This is a genomic window from Microbacterium meiriae, assembly GCF_040686935.1.
GTDB classification, from domain to species: Bacteria; Actinomycetota; Actinomycetes; order Actinomycetales; family Microbacteriaceae; genus Microbacterium; species Microbacterium meiriae.
In genome coordinates this window covers 19,040-36,156 of record NZ_JBFBMF010000005.1, presented here as the reverse complement: position 1 = coordinate 36,156, position 17,117 = coordinate 19,040, and the positions used below count along the sequence as shown (strand labels likewise).

At 69.9% G+C, this 17,117-nt stretch carries 16 protein-coding genes; 9 read left to right on the top strand and 7 right to left on the bottom strand.

What is annotated here, in order from left to right:
- Window positions 1-98 precede the first annotated feature (98 nt).
- The 6 genes from AB0P08_RS15610 to AB0P08_RS15585 all read right to left on the bottom strand — a co-directional run bounded on the left by AB0P08_RS15610 (window position 99) and on the right by AB0P08_RS15585 (window position 4,409).
- On the bottom strand, window positions 99-1,520 hold the full coding sequence (locus tag AB0P08_RS15610) for a dicarboxylate/amino acid:cation symporter (protein WP_363590461.1): 1,422 nt from the start codon (window positions 1,518-1,520) through the stop codon (window positions 99-101).
- A 144-nt stretch (window positions 1,521-1,664) separates the two neighbouring features.
- Window positions 1,665-2,006, bottom strand: a complete 342-nt coding sequence (locus tag AB0P08_RS15605; RefSeq protein WP_187662441.1) for a hypothetical protein — start codon at window positions 2,004-2,006, stop codon at window positions 1,665-1,667.
- 162 nt (window positions 2,007-2,168) lie between these two features.
- Window positions 2,169-2,405 carry a helix-turn-helix domain-containing protein gene (locus AB0P08_RS15600; RefSeq protein WP_071329944.1) on the bottom strand — a complete coding sequence of 79 codons (237 nt, stop codon included), beginning with the start codon at window positions 2,403-2,405 and terminating at the stop codon, window positions 2,169-2,171.
- Window positions 2,402-3,154, bottom strand: a complete 753-nt coding sequence (locus tag AB0P08_RS15595) for a hypothetical protein (protein ID WP_363590460.1) — start codon at window positions 3,152-3,154, stop codon at window positions 2,402-2,404. Before AB0P08_RS15595 ends, AB0P08_RS15600 begins: the two co-directional genes overlap by 4 nt.
- Window positions 3,154-3,786 (bottom strand): hypothetical protein, encoded by a 633-nt coding sequence (locus tag AB0P08_RS15590; protein WP_363590459.1) that lies wholly within the window; start codon window positions 3,784-3,786, stop codon window positions 3,154-3,156. Before AB0P08_RS15590 ends, AB0P08_RS15595 begins: the two co-directional genes overlap by 1 nt.
- Window positions 3,786-4,409: a hypothetical protein gene (locus AB0P08_RS15585; RefSeq protein ID WP_363446514.1), complete on the bottom strand. Its 624-nt coding sequence runs from the start codon at window positions 4,407-4,409 to the stop codon at window positions 3,786-3,788. The genes AB0P08_RS15590 and AB0P08_RS15585 overlap by 1 nt, the downstream gene beginning before the upstream one ends.
- 175 nt (window positions 4,410-4,584) lie before the next feature.
- On the opposite strand from AB0P08_RS15585, the gene AB0P08_RS15580 reads away from it, so the two are divergent.
- The 4 genes from AB0P08_RS15580 to AB0P08_RS15565 all read left to right on the top strand — a co-directional run bounded on the left by AB0P08_RS15580 (window position 4,585) and on the right by AB0P08_RS15565 (window position 9,192).
- Window positions 4,585-7,116, top strand: a complete 2,532-nt coding sequence (locus AB0P08_RS15580) for an ATP-dependent Clp protease ATP-binding subunit (RefSeq protein WP_071329948.1) — start codon at window positions 4,585-4,587, stop codon at window positions 7,114-7,116.
- 203 nt (window positions 7,117-7,319) lie between these two features.
- Window positions 7,320-7,871: an amino-acid N-acetyltransferase gene (locus AB0P08_RS15575; RefSeq protein ID WP_363590458.1), complete on the top strand. Its 552-nt coding sequence runs from the start codon at window positions 7,320-7,322 to the stop codon at window positions 7,869-7,871.
- 9 nt (window positions 7,872-7,880) lie between these two features.
- Complete coding sequence (locus AB0P08_RS15570; protein ID WP_187662437.1) at window positions 7,881-8,531, top strand: hypothetical protein; 651 nt, start codon at window positions 7,881-7,883, stop codon at window positions 8,529-8,531.
- 241 nt (window positions 8,532-8,772) lie between these two features.
- Window positions 8,773-9,192 (top strand): dehydrogenase, encoded by a 420-nt coding sequence (locus AB0P08_RS15565; RefSeq protein WP_187662436.1) that lies wholly within the window; start codon window positions 8,773-8,775, stop codon window positions 9,190-9,192.
- Between the two features lie 18 nt (window positions 9,193-9,210).
- On the opposite strand, the gene radA is transcribed toward AB0P08_RS15565, so the two are convergent.
- A complete protein-coding gene (gene radA, locus AB0P08_RS15560) occupies window positions 9,211-10,578 on the bottom strand; it encodes a DNA repair protein RadA (protein WP_315636237.1) in 1,368 nt (455 codons plus the stop codon).
- A 100-nt stretch (window positions 10,579-10,678) separates the two neighbouring features.
- On the opposite strand from radA, the gene AB0P08_RS15555 reads away from it, so the two are divergent.
- Genes AB0P08_RS15555 through cydC form a run of 5 tightly spaced genes read left to right on the top strand, consistent with a single transcriptional unit; the run spans window position 10,679 to window position 17,117 of the window.
- A complete protein-coding gene (locus AB0P08_RS15555; protein WP_363590457.1) occupies window positions 10,679-11,353 on the top strand; it encodes a helix-turn-helix transcriptional regulator in 675 nt (224 codons plus the stop codon).
- Entirely contained in the window at window positions 11,340-12,755 is a 1,416-nt protein-coding gene (locus AB0P08_RS15550) for a cytochrome ubiquinol oxidase subunit I (RefSeq protein ID WP_363590456.1), read from the top strand. Before AB0P08_RS15555 ends, AB0P08_RS15550 begins: the two co-directional genes overlap by 14 nt.
- A gap of 14 nt (window positions 12,756-12,769) precedes the next feature.
- On the top strand, window positions 12,770-13,798 hold the full coding sequence (cydB, locus tag AB0P08_RS15545) for a cytochrome d ubiquinol oxidase subunit II (RefSeq protein WP_187662432.1): 1,029 nt from the start codon (window positions 12,770-12,772) through the stop codon (window positions 13,796-13,798).
- Window positions 13,795-15,453 carry a thiol reductant ABC exporter subunit CydD gene (cydD, locus tag AB0P08_RS15540; RefSeq protein WP_363590455.1) on the top strand — a complete coding sequence of 553 codons (1,659 nt, stop codon included), beginning with the start codon at window positions 13,795-13,797 and terminating at the stop codon, window positions 15,451-15,453. The genes cydB and cydD overlap by 4 nt, the downstream gene beginning before the upstream one ends.
- Window positions 15,450-17,117 (top strand): thiol reductant ABC exporter subunit CydC, encoded by a 1,668-nt coding sequence (cydC, locus tag AB0P08_RS15535; RefSeq protein WP_363590454.1) that lies wholly within the window; start codon window positions 15,450-15,452, stop codon window positions 17,115-17,117. The genes cydD and cydC overlap by 4 nt, the downstream gene beginning before the upstream one ends.

Genomic DNA, 17,117 nt, shown 5'->3' with positions numbered 1-17,117 from the left:
CCGGGACGCACGCAAAGGGGTGGGTCGACGGGGGTGGGGAGGGGAGACAAGAGCGCCCCACCTCCGGAAGGAAGTGGGGCGCTCGTAAGGAGACCGGGTCAGCGCGCGCCGGCGGGCTCCGGGGTGGAAGCGGCGTCGGCCTCGGGGGCGTCGTCGCCGGAGTCGTCGGCGAAGGGCAGGCCCTCGCGGGGTGCGTTGTAGAGCTCCTCGTCGAGGATGCCTTCGCGCTTCGCGACGATCGCGGGGACGAGTGCCTGACCCGCGACATTCACGGCCGTACGGCCCATGTCGAGGATCGGGTCGATCGCGAGCAGCAGACCGACGCCCTCGAGCGGCAGTCCCAGGGTCGACAGCGTCAGCGTGAGCATGACGACCGCGCCCGTGGTGCCGGCGGTGGCGGCGGAACCGACGACCGAGACGATCACGATCAGCAGGTACTGCACGAAGTTCAGCTCGATGCCGAAGAACTGCGCCACGAAGATCGCGGCGATGGCCGGGTAGATCGCGGCGCAGCCGTCCATCTTCGTCGTCGCGCCCAGCGGCACCGCGAACGAGGCGTAGGAGCGGGGGACGCCGAGGTTGCGCTCGGTCACGCGCTCCGTGAGGGGGAGCGTGCCGATCGAGGAGCGGCTCACGAAAGCGAGCTGCACTGCGGGCCACACACCCGAGAAGTACTGCTTGATGGAGAGGCCGTGCGTGCGCACCAGGATCGGATACACGACGAACAGCACGAGAGCGAGGCCGATGTAGACCGCGCCCGCGAACCAGCCGAGGGAGGCGAGCTTCTCCCAGCCGTACTTGATGACGGCGGAGCCGATGAGGCCGAACGTGCCCAGGGGCGCGATGCGGATGATCCACCACAGCACGCGCTGGATGACCTTGAGCAGCGACTCGGTGAAGACGAGGAACGGCTCGGCCTTCTTGCCGGCCTTGAGCGCCGCGATGCCGACGACGGCCGCGACCACGATCACCTGGAGGATGTTGAAGCCGACGCTCGAGGTGAACGTACCCTCGGCGGCGCCGGGGGAGGTGCTGACGGTCAGGCCGAGGAAGTTCTGCGGGATGAGACCGAGCAGGAAGTTCCACCAGGTGCCGACCGTGTACGGCTCGCCGGGCTCCAGGCCGTCGCCGGCGTGGCTGCCCGGCTGGATCACGAGGCCGAGGACGATGCCGATGATGACAGCGATGAAAGCGGTGATCGCGAACCACAGGATCGTCTGTCCGGCGAGGCGGGCGGCATTTTGCACGCGACGGAGGTTCGAGATGCTGGCGACGATCGCGGTGAAGATCAGCGGGACGACGGCCGCGCGGAGCAGCGTCACGTAGGAGCTGCCGATCGTGTCGAGGGTGGCCGACAGGGCGGTCGGGTTCTCGGCCGTGGCGCCGAGCTGGCGGCCGATCAGACCGGCGGCGATGCCGAGGACGAGGGCGGCGATGATCTGGAAGCCGAACGAGGTCAGCAGCTTCCGGACCGGCCCGCGGGTGTCTGGCGCCTTCTGGGCGCGTGCGGTGGTGCTCATTGAGGTGGGGACTCCAGAATCGCGGCGCGCCGGGTGCACGCCATGAGGCTCAACGCTAGGAGAGCCTGAGAATTCCCTGGGCGGATATGACGAAGGATGACGGCCGCCCTCCCGAGGCCGTCATCCCTCGCTGCGATCCCGCCCTCAGGGCGTGACGCAGTCTTGGAGGTTGTCCTGGATGATCTGGGTCGTCAGGGCCTTGTCTGCCTCGTCCCGCTGCTTGTCCTCGCCGTCGGCGATGTAGCCGAGCGTCTCATCACTGAGGTCGGAGTCGACCAGGGCCTCGGCCAGGCAGGTGGCGGCATCGTCGGTCATGGCCTCTTCCTGCGGGGTGCCCTCGAAGACCTTCTGGATGCCGTCGGCGACATCGTCGACCGAGGGGCGGCTCTCTCCGGCGCAGGCGGCGAGGGAGAAGGCGAGGGCAGCGGCCGGGACGATCGCCAGGAGGCGGAGGCCGCGACGCGAGGGGGTGCGGGTGCTGATCATGGGACGACCGTATCCACTCACAGCCGACTCATAGAAGGGGCTTGCAATCCACTGTGTGACCGTGCTCGCCCTTCCGCCGACCCACCCCTCTTCGTGCGTCCCGGCCCCCTGCGTGCGTCCGCAAGAGGCCGGGGCGCGCTCAAGGGGGCGGGTCGACGGGAGTCAGCGATCGGCGAGGACGAGGAGGTCGCCGACCTCGCAGTCGAGCGCTTCGCAGATGGCCCGCAACGTGGAGTATCGGATCGCGCGGGCGCGGTCGTTCTTCAGCACGGACAGGTTCACGATGCTGACGCCCACGGCGGCGCTCAGTTCCGTCAGCGTCATCCCGCGGGCGACCAGCAGCTCATCCAGACGGCAGTGGATGCCCGTGAACTCGTCGTCGCTCTCCGCCGGGCTCACACCAGGCCCTCCGTCTCGCGCTCCAGGGCGGCCCGCTCCTGCTCCACGCGCATGCCCTGACGGAACACCGCCGCGAGGGCGAGGAGGCCGAGCGCCGCGGCGAACGGCAGCGGTGTCACGGTGAGCCAGTAGGTCTGCGGATACCAGGTGCTGTCCGCCGGCAGGGCCTCCCGCAGTCCGGTGGTGGCGGCGATGCCGTTGAGGAGGTCCGAGAGAACGCCCAGCACCCCGAACGCGATCGCTCCCCCGACGAGGGCGCGGGTCACGGTGCGGGAGAACGCGCGGCCGCGGAGGGTGTGGAAGCAGATGAGCGCGAGGACCACGGCGGGGATCGTGGTCAGGGCGAGGGTGCTGAGCTGTGCGGCCGCAGCGAGGAGGCGCAGCGCGAGCGAGGCGTTGCCCACCGTGAAGTCCGACAGCTCCGTGCCGCCGCAGGTGAGCATGGTCGTCGTGCTGTCGCCGTATTCCGAGCACGGGAGGCTCGAGGGCCAGTCGAGGAAGACCGTCGTCGCACCGTGCAGCTCCGCCCAGTCCACGGTGAAGGCCTTGACGACGATGACCACCGCGCCTAGCGCGGAGAGCGTGATCCACCACCCGGACAGCGTGAGCGCCGCGTCGAGGGCGACCGTGCGACTGCCACGGCGACGGCTGTTCCAGACCACGAGGGCGACGACGGCCGCGCAGACCGCGAGCGCGATCCCGATGTTGAGCAGAGACGGCCAGACGGCCTCCGAACCGAACGAGATCATCAGACCAGTCCCTCCGTCTCCTTCTCCAGCACGACCTTCTCCTGTTGCAGCCGGATGCCGCGACGGAACGCGACGGCGATGAGGCCGACGGTGACTCCGGTGGCGAAGATCGGCGCGATCGCCCAGAACTCGATCGGGTGCACGGGTTCCCCGTCGCCGAGGCCGAGGGCCGCGGTCACGCCGTTGCGTCCCATCGTCTCGAGCATCACGATCGCCATCGGCGCGAGCACCAGTGTCCAGCCGATCACGTCGAAGGCGCGCGCATTGCCCGGCACGAAGAACCGTCCGCGGAGGAAGTTCCAAGCGACGAGCGTGACCGCGCCGATCACGGCGACGGCGGCCAGGGCCCACAGCGCGATGGCGGCGACGATGGCGGCGATCGACACGCTGTTCACCCCCGTCGCGAAGACCATCGCCTCCTGCGCGATGCCCTCGATCGAGATCTGCCCGGAATCGGTGGTCGCCGAGATCGGCTGCTCGTCGATGGGGAGCGTCCACGCGATCCCATCGTCGCGGAAGGTGCTGCCCACGCGGAGCACCGTCGCGATGCCGACGGTCACGAGGGCCGCCACCGCATAGAGGATGACGGTGATCGCATCGGCCCGCTCGGAGCGGGTGGTGGTGGTGGCCATCAGACCAGTCCCTCCGTGTCGCGCTGCAGGCGGCGGCCGATGGTGAAGACGCCGGCCACGAGAGCCAGCGCGAACGCCCACCCCACGGGTGCGAGGTCGAACTCCATGAGCAGCGTCCACAGCACGTCCTCGACCGCGGGGTCGGTCGCGGCGAGGTCCTTCACGATCTCGGCCCGGCCGATGCCGCCGGCGAGCTGGCCGAACAGCGTGCCCGCCATCAGCAGACAGGCGGCGACGGCGAACATCCACCCGAGGGAGGCGCGGAACGGGCGGGAGCGGATGAGGGAGACGCCCAGCCACCAGACGACCGCGCACAGGGCCACGGTGGCGAGCGCGGGCAGCGCCGTCTCCAGGAGCAGCAGCCAGCGGGCGCCCGTGGGCGGCGCGGTGAGGGTGACGAGGGCGGAGTCGACGGCGGCACCCTCGATCCCGGCCACCCCGTCGAGCGCGGAGAGGTCGACGTCGTGCACCGGCATCGCGACCGTGGGCGACGGGGAGAACAGGGCGCCGGCGGCCTGGGCGACCGCGACGATCGCGCCGATCCCGACGCTGACGGCACCGGTGGCGATGAGCCCGAGCGCGATGCCGTCGGCGAGCGAAGGGCGTCTTTCCGTGGCGAGCATGTGCTCCTCCTGTGGGTCGGTGTTTATCGACTTTCGTTAACATAACGACTGTCGATAAACCCGTCAAGGCCTCGCTATGCCCACGGCGAACACGGGCATACCCGCCATTTCTGGTCGTTACTCTCGATGTACAAGCGCTTCATGCGTCTTCGCCCCGTGCGAATAAGGAGTCAACATGTTCGAGAGATTCACGGACCGAGCCCGTCGAGTGGTCGTCCTCGCCCAAGAAGAGGCGAAGATGCTCAACCACAACTACATCGGCACCGAGCACATCCTGCTCGGCCTCATCCACGAGGGCGAGGGCGTCGCAGCCAAGGCGCTGGAGTCGCTCGGCATCTCCCTCGACGCCGTGCGCGAGCAGGTGCAGGACATCATCGGCCAGGGTCAGCAGCAGCCGACCGGCCACATCCCGTTCACGCCGCGCGCCAAGAAGGTGCTCGAGCTGAGCCTCCGCGAGGCCCTGCAGCTCGGTCACAACTACATCGGCACCGAGCACATCCTCCTCGGCCTCATCCGCGAGGGTGAGGGCGTGGCCGCTCAGGTGCTCGTCAAGCTGGGCGCCGACCTCAACAAGGTGCGGCAGCAGGTGATCCAGCTGCTCTCCGGCGCTCCGGGCCGCGAGCCCGCGTCTGTCGGCGCGCAGTCCAACGACACCCCGTCGGGTGCGCAGGGCGGCTCGCAGGTGCTCGACCAGTTCGGTCGCAACCTCACGCAGGCCGCACGCGACAACAAGCTCGACCCAGTCATCGGGCGCGAGAAGGAGGCGGAGCGGGTCATGCAGATCCTCTCCCGCCGCTCCAAGAACAACCCCGTCCTGATCGGCGAGCCCGGCGTCGGCAAGACCGCCGTCGTCGAGGGCCTCGCCCAGGCGATCGTCAAGGGCGATGTGCCCGAGACGCTGAAGGACAAGCAGCTCTACTCGCTCGACCTCGGTTCGCTCATCGCCGGGTCCCGCTACCGCGGTGACTTCGAGGAGCGGCTGAAGAAGGTCACCAAGGAGATCCGCACGCGCGGCGACATCATCGTCTTCATCGACGAGATCCACACCCTCGTGGGTGCGGGCGCCGCCGAGGGCGCGATCGACGCGGCCAGCATCCTCAAGCCGCTGCTCGCGCGCGGTGAGCTCCAGACCATCGGCGCCACCACGCTCGACGAGTACCGCAAGCACTTCGAGAAGGACGCCGCGCTCGAGCGCCGCTTCCAGCCGGTGCAGGTGAACGAGCCGACGCTGCCGCACGCGATCAACATCCTCAAGGGGCTGCGCGACCGGTACGAGGCGCACCACAAGGTGCAGATCACCGACGGTGCGATCGTGGCCGCGGCGAACCTCGCCGACCGCTACGTCTCCGACCGGTTCCTTCCGGACAAGGCCATCGACCTGATCGACGAGGCCGGCGCCCGCCTGCGTCTGTCGATCCTGTCCAGCCCGCCCGAGCTGCGTGAGTTCGACGAGAAGATCGCCGCCGTGCGCGAGCAGAAGGAGATCGCCTCCGAGGAGCAGGACTTCGAGAAGGCCGCCTCCCTGCGCGATGAGGAGAAGAGCCTCCTCGCCGAGCGCCTGCGTCTGGAGAAGCAGTGGCGTGCGGGCGACGTCGCGACCCAGGCGGTCGTCGACGAGGGTCTGATCGCCGAGGTGCTCGCCCAGGCGACCGGCATCCCTGTGTTCAAGCTGACGGAGGAGGAGTCCAGCCGACTCGTCTTCATGGAGAAGGCGCTGCACCAGCGCGTCATCGGTCAGGAGGAGGCCATCGCGGCCCTCTCCAAGACCATCCGTCGTCAGCGTGCCGGCCTCAAGGACCCGAAGCGTCCCTCCGGCTCGTTCATCTTCGCCGGCCCCACGGGCGTCGGAAAGACCGAGCTGGCCAAGGCGCTCGCGGAGTTCCTCTTCGACGACGAGGCCGCGCTCATCTCGCTCGACATGAGCGAGTTCGGCGAGAAGCACACCGTCTCGCGGCTGTTCGGTGCCCCTCCCGGGTTCGTCGGCTTCGAAGAGGGCGGCCAGCTCACGGAGAAGGTGCGGCGCAAGCCGTTCAGCGTGGTCCTCTTCGACGAGATCGAGAAGGCCCACCCGGACATCTTCAACTCGCTGCTGCAGATCCTCGAGGAGGGTCGCCTCACCGACGGCCAGGGTCGGATCGTGGACTTCAAGAACACGGTCATCATCATGACCACGAACCTCGGTGCGCGTGACATCGCCGGAGGCCCCGTGGGCTTCCAGATCGAGGGCAACAACGCCACGAGCTACGAGCGGATGAAGGGCAAGGTCAACGAGGAGCTCAAGCGGCACTTCAAGCCCGAGTTCCTCAACCGCGTCGACGACATCATCGTCTTCCCGCAGCTGAGCAAGAGCGAGCTGGTGCAGATCGTGGACCTGTTCACGAAGCGCCTCGGCGAGCGTCTGCTCGACCGCGACATGACGATCGAGCTGTCGCAGTCGGCCAAGGAGCGCCTGATCGAGATCGGCTTCGACCCGGCTCTGGGTGCTCGTCCGCTGCGTCGCGCGATGCAGCACGAGATCGAGGACCGTCTGTCGGAGAAGATCCTGCACGGCGAGCTCGACTCGGGCGACCACGTGAAGGTCGACGCGAAGGACGGGGAGTTCCTGTTCGAGCACGGCCCGCGCGGCGAGAAGGTCGCGGTCGGTGTCAACACCGGCGGCGGCGCGATCTCCGGCACGCCCGACCTGGCGATCACCGGCAACGACTGATCCTCGACCCGGTCACCCGAAGGGGCGGATGCGACAGCATCCGCCCCTTCGTCGTCCCCGCTCCGCCGCCCTCCTGGCCACAACTTCGGAGATGACAGACGACACGCGGGGCGCAGCTTCTGGGTGCCGGGGTGTCGGTCGGCATCTCCGAAGCTGTGCCCCGTCTGAGAGCCGACGGGAGGAGCGGGTCCTAGGCTGGTCGGGTGAGCGCGTACATCGTCCGGCCGGCCCGCAGCGCCGACATCGTCAGCATCCGGAACCTGCTCCAGCCGATGGTGGAGCAGCGCATCCTGCTCGGCAAGGACCTCGCCGTGCTCTACGGCGCCGTGCAGGAGTTCGTCGTCGCCGAGGCCGACGGCGAGCTGATCGGCTGCGGCGCGCTGCACGTGATCTGGGAGGACCTCGGCGAGGTGCGCACCCTGCTCGTCCGCGACGACTGGCTCCATCACGGCGTCGGTCGGGCGATCGTCGAGCGGCTCGAGGAGAACGCGCGGGCGCTCGGACTCACGCGCCTGTTCTGCCTCACGTTCGAGGTCGACTTCTTCGGCCGTCGCGGCTTCACCCCCATCGGGGAGCAGGTCGTCGATCCGGACGTGTACTCGCAGCTCCTGCGCAGCGGCGACGCCGGCGTCGAGGAGTTCCTCGATCTCGCGCACGTGAAGCCGAACACGCTCGGCAACACCCGGATGCTCAAGGTGCTCTCAGCCCCGGACGACCGCTCGCGCCTCCCAGGCTCGTGGAGGGGGATCGCTTAACCTGGAGGCATGCCCCGTCACTCCGCCGCCGTCTATCGTCGTCGGCGGTTGGCGGTGCTGTTGGGACTGCTCCTCGTCCTCGCGCTCGTCGGAGCCTCCGTCTGGCTCCTCGTCGCACGACCGTGGGCGGCCGCCGACGGCCAGGGGACCGCACCCGCGCCGACCTCCTCCGCCACCGCCGGTCCGACGCCGTCCGGGTCAGCCTCGCCGTCGCCCTCACCCTCGCCCTCTGCGGACGCCACTCCGGCCGTCGTCGCGTGCGAGGCGAAGGACGTCGAGGTGAAGGCCGTGACGGATGCCGAGTCGTACGCCGACGGTGCTTCGCCGAAGCTCTCCATCTCGCTGACCAACAAGGGGACCAGGGACTGCACGATCGACGTCGGCTCCACGACCCAGGTCTTCACGGTCTCCAGTGGCTCGGACGTGTGGTGGCGGTCGACCGACTGCCAGGAGAACCCCAGCAGCATGATCGCCACACTCACCGCGGGATCCACCGTGGTGAGCAAGGAGCCGGTCGTCTGGGATCGCACGCGCTCCAGCGTCGAGACCTGCGCGCAGGAGAACCGGCAACGGGCTCCCGGCGGTGGGGCCTCGTATCACGTGGGTGTCTCGATCGGCGGTTTCCCCAGCGCCACGACCACCCAGATCCTCTTGTTCTGAGAGCGTGACCGGCACTTGTGCTGACAGGGCTCACTCTTTGGGATACCATAGAGGTGACTCTCCCGATATGCGGCAACATGCCATCCCCAGTGGCGTCGAATCACAGCGTCCCCAGCGCTTCGACACCGCCGCTCGAGAGTCCGAGGGCCCTCTCGAGTACCCCAGTCCCCAATGGAGGACTCGAGAGGGCCCCAATCTTTCCCCGGCGCCGCCGCGTCGCCCCGATGCCTAAGCTGGATGCATGGCAGCGAAGAAGGCGAAGTCCGGGAAGAGCGCGAAGAAGAAGCCCGCCCCCGAGGACTTCCGGTCCGAAGCACTCGCGCTCGCACTCGAGAAGCAGGACGTCGCCGCAGTCGCGCTCGCCCTGCGGCACGGCACCACCGTCGTCCCGCTCATCAAGCCGGGCGCCCGCGACAACCCGCTCGACAGCGGCGAGGTCTGGACCTACCGCGACCCGAACTCGGGTGACCTCGCCCTCCTGCTGTTCAGCGACGCGAAGAACAAGCCGGCGAACCTGCCGCCCGGCGTGGGCATCTACGACGCGACCTGGCTGCGGGCGTTCCTCTCCGCGCACCCGATCACGACCGTGTTCCTCGACATCGCAGGACCGCACCCGATGCAGGCCGACCCGGTGGAGCTGCTCAAGGCCCTCGACGCCTGACCTCAGCCCCGCTCCGGCTCAGAACGGCGGGATGTCCCGGTCGGGCCGACGGGTGCTGTTCCGTGCCCTGACGTCTCCCAGCGCGGCACGCAGCGTCTTCGAACGGTCGTCCACGACCTGCTCGTAGCCGAGTCGCGCGGCTTCGGACCGCCGCTGCGCCGCCTGCGTCACCGGCCGCACCTCACCCGCGAGACTGAGCTCGCCGACGGCGGCGACCGTACGCGGGACCGAGATCATCTGGATGGATCCGGCGACGGCGATCGCGATGGCGAGGTCGGCCGCGGGCTCCGTGAACCGCACGCCGCCGACCGTGGACACGTACACGTCGAGGCTGCCGGTGGGCACGCCCGCCCGGCGCTCGAGGATGGCCAGCACCATGGCCACCCGCGAGGAGTCGAGGCCGTGCACGATGCGGCGGGGGTTCGGGGCATTGCTCGGCACGGTGAGCGCCTGCACCTCGACCGGGAGAGCGCGACGGCCCTCGAGGGAGATGGCCACACAGGTCCCGGGTTCGGAGGCGCCCTGCGACAGGAACAGACCGGACGGGTCGGGGACCTCGGCGATGCCGTCTCCGGTCATCTCGAAGCAGCCGACCTCGTCGGTGGGGCCGAAGCGGTTCTTCAGCGCCCGGATGAAGCGCAGCGAGGTCTGCCGGTCGCCCTCGAAGTGACACACGACGTCGACGAGGTGCTCCAGCACCCGGGGCCCCGCGACCTGGCCGTCCTTGGTCACGTGCCCGACGATGATGATCGGAAGGTCGCGCTCCTTCGCCACCCGGATCAGGGTCGCGGCGACCTCCCGCACCTGGCTGGGCTGACCGGCCGCGCCGTCGGTGAGGGACGACGACACCGTCTGCACGGAGTCGACGATGACGAGCTGCGGCTGCACCTCGTCGATGTGTCCGAGGATGGTGGCGAGGTCGGTCTCGCTCGCGAGGTAGAGCTCGTCGTGCAGCGCGCCCGTCCGCTCCGCCCGCAGCCGCACCTGGGCCGGCGACTCCTCCGCGCTCGCGTACAGCACCCGTCGCCCGCTCCGCGCCGCTTGCGCGGCGACCTCGAGCAGCAGGGTCGACTTGCCCACGCCGGGCTCGCCGCTGAGGAGGATCGCGGCTCCCGGCACGATGCCGCCGCCGAGCACGCGGTCGAACTCGCCGACGCCGCTCGTGCGCCGCGGGGCATCCTGGGTCGTGATCTGCGTGATCGGTCGCGCGGCGCGATCGGCGGTCGGGGCGAGCGCGTTCACGCGACGGAGGATCCCGGTCTGCACGGCCTGCTCCTGGACCGTGCCCCACTGCTGGCATTCCCCGCATCGGCCGACCCACTTGGCCGTCGTCCACCCGCACTCGGTGCAGACGTACGCGGGGGGAGCGGGTTTCCGGGTGGCCATGCCCCCAGGCTATCGGCGGGATCAGACATCCCTATCGACCAGGCGATTATTCACGGCCCGGTTCCCCCGGCGGCCACCGGTCCCGGCCGATAATTGAGACATGTCCAACGGCGGGTCCGTCTGCGGGCCGATCTCCAGCTACTCCCGGGTGCGCATCCTGCACCTCCTCTTCGAGGCCGGTCACTCCGGTGCCCCCGGAGAACTCGCGATCGGCGACCTGTGCGAGGCCACCGGCCTGCACCCGAACACGGTGCGCGAGCACCTCCAGCGGCTCATCGAGGGCGGCTACGTGATCCCGACCGTGGAGCACCGCACCACCCGGGGCCGTCCTCGTACGCTGTACCGTGCCGCCACCGGCGCCCCCGACGCCTCCAGCCCGGTCGCGCGGAACAAGGCCAAGGCCGCCGCCCGTCGCGGCGACCTCCTCCGCAGCGTCCTTCCCGGCACCGGAAGTGCCCTCGGGAGGGACGCCACCTACCAGCTCGACGCCCTCGTCGAGCACCTGGAGGAGAGCGGTTTCGAGCCGGTCGTGGATGACCGCGGGCTGACCGTCGACCTGAGCCCGTGCCCGCACGCGGCCGGCCGGCCGGAGGACCGCCCGATGCTGTGCCAGGTGCATCTCGGCCTGATGCAGGGCATCCTGGCAGAAGCGGGGGGTCCGCTCGAAGCCCAGTGCGTGCGCGAGGCCGCGCTGCCCTCCGAATGCACCGTGCAGCTGCGCGACACCGCCGCGCAGGCGTCGAACAGAACGGGAGTCGCTCATGGAATGGCTTGATCCGCTCGCCCTGGCCCGATGGCAGTTCGGGCTGACGACCGTCTACCACTACCTCTTCGTCCCGCTGACGATCGGTATGGCGCTCGTCGCCGCCATCTTCCAGACGGCGTGGGTGCGCACGGCCAAGGTCCAGTACCTGCACCTCACCCGCTTCTTCGGCAAGATCTTCCTCATCAACTTCGCGATGGGGGTGGTCACCGGCATCGTGCAGGAGTTCCAGTTCGGTATGAACTGGTCGGACTACTCCCGCTTCGTCGGTGACGTCTTCGGCGCCCCGCTCGCCTTCGAGGGCCTGCTGGCGTTCTTCTTCGAGGCGACCTTCATCGGCCTCTGGATCTTCGGCTGGGACAAGCTGCCGCAGAAGATCCACCTCGCCACCATCTGGTGCGTCTCGATCGGCAGCATCCTGTCGGCGTACTTCATCATCGCCGCCAACGCATTCATGCAGAACCCGGTCGGCTACACGTACAACGAGGTGACCAACCGCGCCGAGCTCACCGACTTCTGGGCGCTGCTGACCAACCCCGTCGCCCTCGCCGCGTTCCCGCACACCATCTTCGGCGCGCTCATGTTCGCCGCCGGTGTCGTGATCTCGGTGTCCGCCTGGCACCTGGCCCGCGGGCAGCACTTCGACACCATGCGCGTCTCGCTGAAGTTCGGCCTCTGGGCGATGATCTTCTCCACCGCGGGCGTCGTGCTCACCGGTGACCAGCTGGGCCTGGCGATGTACGCCGCGCAGCCGATGAAGATGGCCGCCGCGGAGGCGACGTTCAACACGGTCTGCGGCGCCGACGCCTCCTTCAGCATCTTCACGCTGGGCACGCCGGACGGCAGCTCCGAGCTGTTCTCGATCCGGGTGCCGTACCTGCTGTCGCTGCTGTCGACCCACACGCTCGACGCCTGCGTGCACGGCATCAACGACCTGAACGCCGAGTACGCCCAGACCTACGCGAGCACCGGCCTCACCGACTTCGCCCCCGTCCTGTGGATCACGTACTGGTCGTTCCGCTGGATGATCGGCCTCGGCATGGCCGCCGCCCTCGTCGCCGTCGCCGGCCTCTGGGTCACCCGCAAGAAGGCCACGAAGCCGGTCGCACCGTGGATGTGGAAGGTCGCGATCTGGTCGTTCCCGCTCGCGCTCGCCGCCAACATCATGGGCTGGGTGTTCACCGAGATGGGCCGACAGCCGTGGATCGTGTTCGGTCTGATGTCCACCCGCGACGGCGTCTCGCCGGGGGTGAGCGGACTCGAGGTCCTGATCTCGCTGATCGCCTTCACCGCGATCTACGCCGCGCTGGCGGTGGTCGAGGTCCGGCTGATCGTCAAGGCCGCCCAGAAGGGGCCGGACACCGACGAACAGCCCCATGAGGAGACGGCTCAGCTGCCGTCGGTCGTGTACTGAGAGGAACGAGCATCATGGATCTCGCAACGATCTGGTTCTGGGTGGTCGCCTTCCTGTTCGTCGGCTACTTCGTCCTCGACGGGTTCGACTTCGGTGTCGGCATGTCGCTGCCGTTCCTCGGCAAGGACGATGTCTCCCGGCGACAGGTCATCAACACGATCGGTCCCGTGTGGGACCTCAACGAGACGTGGGTCATCGTGGCCGGGGCCTCGCTGTTCGCCTCGTTCCCCGAGTGGTACGCCACCCTGTTCAGCGGGTTCTACCTGCCGCTGCTGCTCATCCTGCTCGCGCTCATCCTCCGCGGCGTCTCGTTCGAGTACCGCCACCAGCGGGAGAGCCGGAAGTGGAAGCAGGGCTTCGACCGGATGATCGTCATCGGCTCGGTCGTCCCGGCACTGCTCTGGGGCGTCGCCTTCGGCAACATCGTGCAGGGCGTGGCGATCGACGAGAACCACATCTACGTCGGCGGCTTCTTCTCGCTGCTGAACCCGTATGCGCTGCTGGTCGGCGTCACGACCCTGCTGCTCTTCTTCCTGCACGGCGTGCTGTTCGTCGCGCTGAAGACGGACGGCCAGGTGCACGAGGATGCCCGGAAGCTCGCGAAGAAGGCCGCCATCCCGACGATCCTCGTCGCAGCCGCGACGGTGGTCTGGACTGTCGCGATCGCGATGGGCCGCGAGGCGCCGCTGCTGTGGCTGGTCATCGGAGCCGGTGCGCTCGCGGCGGTCAGCCTGATCGCGGCGGTCGGCTTCTCGCTCGTCCGCCGCGACGGGTGGGCGTTCTTCGCCGGCATGCTCACGGTCATGTTCGCCGTCGTCATGCTGTTCTCCGCCCTCTTCCCGTTCGTGATGCCCTCGACGATCGACCCGGCGTTCAGCCTCACGATCGCCAACGCGTCCAGCACTCCGTATACGCTGCAGATCATGAGCTGGACCGCGCTGATCGCCCTCCCGCTGGTCATCGCGTACCAGACCTGGACCTACTGGGTGTTCCGTAAGCGCGTCACCCGCCGGTCGATCGAGGGGGCTCCGGCGCACGCGTGAAACCCGTCGATCCGAGGCTGCTCCGATACGCGGCCGCCGCCCGGGGTTTCCTCCTGGCGTCGGCCGCGATCGGCGTCTTCCAGACCGCGGTGACGATCGCCTTCGCGTGGCTGCTCACCGAGGCGGTGGTCGGCGCCATCGCGGGTCGCGACGTCACCGCGACCCTGCTCTGGCTGCTCGGGACCGCCCTCCTGCGGGGTCTGCTCATCGCCGCGTCCGATGCGGCGGGCACGCAGGCCGCCGCCCGGACCGGGATGCAGTTGCGCGCGGCACTCGTGGCGGCCGTCGGACGGCTCGGTCCCGGCTGGCTCGCGCAGCGGAATCAGACGCAGATCGCCGTCACCGCCGGTCACGGCCTGGAAGCCCTGGACGCGTACTTCGCGCGGTACATCCCGCAACTCGTGCTCACCGTCATCGCGACGCCCGTGCTCGTCGCGGTCATGTGGTGGCAGGACTGGCCGAGCGGGCTCACCGCCGTCATCACCCTGCCGCTCATCCCGCTGTTCCTCATCCTCATCGGCATCGCGACCCGCACGGTGCAGAAGAAGCAGTGGCAGACGCTGCAGCACCTCGCCGCCCGCTTCGCCGACACGGTGCAGGGGCTGTCGACGCTGCGGCTGTTCGGCCGGGACCGTCGGGCGGCCGACCGCATCGAGGTGACCGCCGACGAGTACCGCCGCGAGACCATGAAGGTGCTCCGGTTCTCGTTCCTCTCGGGGTTCGCGATGGAGCTGCTGTCGTCGCTCGCTGTCGCGCTCATCGCGGTCGCGGTCGGCTTCCGACTGCTGTCAGGAGACCTGAGCCTGGAGGTCGGGCTCTTCGTGCTGCTGCTCGCCCCGGAGGCCTTCCTCCCCATCCGTCAGGTCGGCGTGCAGTTCCACGCCGCGGCCGAGGGCGTCGCGGCCACGGAAGACGTGTTCGATGTGCTCGATGCGGCGCGCGACCGGGACCGCGGCGGGGTGCGCCGGCACGATCCAGACACGGATGCACGACCGAACCCCGTGGACTCGTCCGGCAGCCGTGCCGGAGTCGTGCAGGTGGCACGCGGACTCGTGGTCGAGGGGCTCCGGGTGAGGGACCTGCCGCCGGTGTCGTTCGTCGCGGAGCCGGGGACGGTGACCCTGATCGAGGGACCGAGTGGCTCCGGGAAGTCGAGTCTGCTCGCCGCCCTCCGCGGAGCGGTGGACTACACGGGGACCGCGACCTGGGACGGACGGGACGTCGTCGAGCTCGCGCCGTCGGAATGGCTCGCCTGGGCCGGGCAGACGCCGGGGCTGATGCGCGGCACGGTCGCGGAGAACGTCGCCCTCGGGGATGCGGCTCCCGACCTCGCTCGTGTGCGCCGGGCCCTCGACGCCGCGTGCGCGGAGGGGATCGAGGCCGACCGCGAGCTGGGCGTGCAGGGCGCAGGGCTGTCGGGAGGGCAGGCGCAGCGCGTCGCGGTGGCCAGGGCGCTGTACCGCCACGACGGTGCCCCGGAGCGGATGCTCGCGCTCGATGAGCCTTCCAGCGCCCTCGACGCCGACACCGAGGTGCGGCTGTGGCGGTCGCTGCGCGCGCGGGCGGATGCCGGCGCGACCATCCTCCTCGTCTCGCACCGCCGCTCGGCCAGGGACATCGCCGACCGGATCGTGGCGCTGGGGGTGAGCGCATGACCGAGACGACGCGCAGCGAGCGGGTCCGGGACATGCTCCGGCTCGCGCAGCCGCCGTTCCGCCGCTTCCTCCCCGGGCTGATCTGGGGGGTGCTGTCGGCGGCCGCCGCAGTGAGCCTTCTCGCGGTGAGCGGCTGGCTGATCGTGAGCGCGTCGATCGTCGACTCCCTCGTGCCGCTGTCCATCGCGGTCGTCGGGGTGCGGTTCTTCGCCGTGACCCGGGCTGTCACGCGGTACCTGGAGCGGCTGAGCGGTCACGACGCCGCGCTCCGGCAGCTCGCGACGACCCGCTCCGACATGGTGCGCCGCCTCATCCCGCTCTCGCCGGCGGGGCTCGGCGCGACCGACCGCGGGCAGGTGCTCGCGGCGCTCGTCGACGACGTGGAGAACCTGCAGAACCTCCCGCTCCGGGTCGTGCAGCCGCTTGCCGTCTCGGGCGTCGTCGCCCTCGGAGCGGTGGGCTTCCTCGCCTTCGTCTCGCCACCCGCCGCGCTCACCCTCGCCGTCTGCCTCCTCGTCGCCGCGCTCGCGGCGGTCGGACTGGGCTGGATCTTCGGCTCCCGCGCGGAGGCTGCAGTCTCGGCGCGTCGCGCCGAGGTGTCCGCGGCCCTCGTCGACTACTTCGGCAGTCTCGACGTGCTCCTCGCGTTCGGGGCGGAGGCGCAGGCGCGGGAGCGGATCCGCGTCGCGGACGCCGCGCTGCGTCGCGTGGTCAGTCGGGCGTCGCTCGCGCAGGCCGTCGCGGCCGGAGTGGTGTCGCTGATGGCCGGGGCCGCATCCGTGTGGGCGCTCGCCGTGGCGGCCCCGGGCCTCGCCACGGGAGTCATCGACGCCCCGTGGCTCGCGGTCGCGGTGCTCGTGCCGATGGTCGTGTTCGAGGTGTTCGGCGCCGTGCCGATCGCCGCGGCCTCGTGGCGGAGCGTGCGCGCGAGTGCGGAGCGCATCGTGGACGTGCTGCCCGAACGGATGCCGCCGGAGCTGCGGCCCGACGCGGGGCAGGATGCCGAGGTCGCGGGTGTGCCCGCCCTCGTCCTGCGCGGTGCCACGGCGCACTGGCCCGGAGGCGCGGCGGCGTTGACCGGCGTGGACCTCGACCTCGCGCCCGGGGAGCGGGTGCTCGTCTCCGGAGCGAGCGGGGCGGGCAAGAGCTCGCTGGCGGCCGCACTGGTCGGTTTCCTCCGCGTGGACGGCGAGTACCGGATCGGCGACCTCGACGCGGCAGCCCTGTCCGGACCGGCACTGCGGCGCATCGTCGGTCTGTGCGAGCAGCAGCCGCAGCTGTTCGACGAGGACGTGCGGCAGAACCTGCTCTTCGCGAGGGACACCGCCACCGATGACGAGCTCCTCGCCGTGCTCGACCGTGTCGGCCTCGCGGCGTGGGTCCGCGAGCGCGGGGGTCTCGACGCGCGGGTGGGCGACCGCGGTGCGCTGGTGTCCGGCGGTCAGGCGCAGCGGATCGCTCTGGCTCGGGCGCTGCTCCGCGGCTTCCCGGTGCTCGTGCTGGACGAGCCGACGGCGGGTGTCGACCCCGAGGCCTCCGACGCTCTGCTGCGCGACCTGCTGCAGGCGACGGGGGAGCAGTCGGTGCTGCTCATCTCGCACGTGGCGCCGCCCGCGGGGACGGTCGACCGGGTCGTGCGGATCGAGGGCGGCCGGACGGTCTGA

Coding starts and splice junctions, on each gene's coding strand:
- AB0P08_RS15610 (WP_363590461.1), bottom strand. CDS start 1,520: ATGAGCACCACCGCACGCGCCCAGAAGGCGCCAGACACCCGCGGGCCG.
- AB0P08_RS15605 (WP_187662441.1), bottom strand. CDS start 2,006: ATGATCAGCACCCGCACCCCCTCGCGTCGCGGCCTCCGCCTCCTGGCG.
- AB0P08_RS15595 (WP_363590460.1), bottom strand. CDS start 3,154: ATGATCTCGTTCGGTTCGGAGGCCGTCTGGCCGTCTCTGCTCAACATC.
- AB0P08_RS15590 (WP_363590459.1), bottom strand. CDS start 3,786: ATGGCCACCACCACCACCCGCTCCGAGCGGGCCGATGCGATCACCGTC.
- AB0P08_RS15585 (WP_363446514.1), bottom strand. CDS start 4,409: ATGCTCGCCACGGAAAGACGCCCTTCGCTCGCCGACGGCATCGCGCTC.
- AB0P08_RS15580 (WP_071329948.1), top strand. CDS start 4,585: ATGTTCGAGAGATTCACGGACCGAGCCCGTCGAGTGGTCGTCCTCGCC.
- AB0P08_RS15570 (WP_187662437.1), top strand. CDS start 7,881: ATGCCCCGTCACTCCGCCGCCGTCTATCGTCGTCGGCGGTTGGCGGTG.
- AB0P08_RS15565 (WP_187662436.1), top strand. CDS start 8,773: ATGGCAGCGAAGAAGGCGAAGTCCGGGAAGAGCGCGAAGAAGAAGCCC.
- radA (WP_315636237.1), bottom strand. CDS start 10,578: ATGGCCACCCGGAAACCCGCTCCCCCCGCGTACGTCTGCACCGAGTGC.
- AB0P08_RS15555 (WP_363590457.1), top strand. CDS start 10,679: ATGTCCAACGGCGGGTCCGTCTGCGGGCCGATCTCCAGCTACTCCCGG.
- AB0P08_RS15550 (WP_363590456.1), top strand. CDS start 11,340: ATGGAATGGCTTGATCCGCTCGCCCTGGCCCGATGGCAGTTCGGGCTG.
- cydB (WP_187662432.1), top strand. CDS start 12,770: ATGGATCTCGCAACGATCTGGTTCTGGGTGGTCGCCTTCCTGTTCGTC.
- cydC (WP_363590454.1), top strand. CDS start 15,450: ATGACCGAGACGACGCGCAGCGAGCGGGTCCGGGACATGCTCCGGCTC.